The organism is Actinopolyspora mzabensis (genome assembly GCF_900101095.1).
Lineage (GTDB): Bacteria > Actinomycetota > Actinomycetes > Mycobacteriales > Pseudonocardiaceae > Actinopolyspora > Actinopolyspora mzabensis.
On record NZ_FNFM01000024.1, the window covers coordinates 1 to 1230 of the forward strand.

At 62.1% G+C, this 1230-nt stretch carries 1 protein-coding gene; it reads right to left on the reverse strand.

Annotation, left to right across the window (positions count from 1 at the left end):
- Window positions 1-1230, reverse strand: a 1230-nt coding sequence (locus tag BLR41_RS22275; protein WP_092632824.1) for a family 2B encapsulin nanocompartment shell protein, incomplete at both ends; no start/stop codon positions are given.

Consider the following 1230-nt stretch of genomic DNA (forward strand, 5'->3'; position numbering starts at 1 on the left):
CGTCCGATCTCGACGTGTTCGAGGACGCCGAGGGCGTCGGGCACCAGCACGGCCGCGGAGTAGTAGGCACTGACGAGGTAGGAGATGATGGCCTTGTCGTCGATCCCCATGAACCGTACCGACAGGCCGGGTTGATATTCGTCGGGTATGCCGGTCTGGTGCAGCCCGACCACACCCTGGTTCTGCTCGCCGGTGCGCATCAGCATTATCGAGCTCGTGCGGGTGTCACTGACGTGCAGTTTGTTGCACGGAAAAATGGGAACTCCGCGCCAGGAGGGAACTTTGTTGCCGTTGATGTCGATACTTTGGGGATAGACACCCCGTCGGTTGCATTCCCTGCCGAACGCGGCGATAGCGCGGGGATGCGCCAAGAAGAATTCGGAGTCCTTCCACACCAGCGCCAACAGTTCGTCGAGGTCGTCGGGGGTTGGCGGGCCGGTCCGAGTGTGAATCCGCTGCGACAGATCCGCATTGTGCAACAACCCGAACTCACGATTATTGACCAGCTCCTCCTCCTGCCGCTCCCGCAACGCCTCAATCGTCAACCGCAACTGCTGCTCAGTCTGATTCATCGGCTGGTTGTACAAATCAGCCACCCGACTGTGCACCCGCAACACCGTCTGCGCCACACTCAACTCATACTCCCGCGGCGCCACCTCATAATCCACATACGTCCCCGCCAACAACGGCTCACCCCAATGACCCGACACCACATCAATCGCCGCCTCACCGTGTTTGTTGTGTGGTGGGATCGGCTGGGACTCGGTTCGTCGTAGGTGTCGGGACAGGTTCTCGAAGCGTTCGGTGATCTCCCGCGCCTCCTGCCGGGACAGGGTGAGCACAGTGCAGGGGGTGATGGCCTTGACGGTGTGTGGCCAGCGGACCTCGTCGTCGGCGAGGATTCGTTGCCCGAGGTGTTCCCCGTCTGCGAGTACGTCGAGGACGCTGTCGTCACCGTACTCACCGGGGCCGATCTTGTTGGCCTTACCGTGCGCCAACAGCACCACCCGATCAGCGGTCTCCCCCTGTTCGGTGATCAGTTGACCGGGGGCGTAGTGGTGTTGCGTGAACCGGTCGGCCAACACGGCCAGGGTCGACTCGTCGTCGAACCCGCGCAGCAACGGCAACTCCCGCAACTCCTGCGGAATCACCCGCACCTGCGCACCCGTGTTGGTAAACGTCAACCGCCCATCACCCAGCTGATACGTCAACCGCCGGTTGACGCGGTAG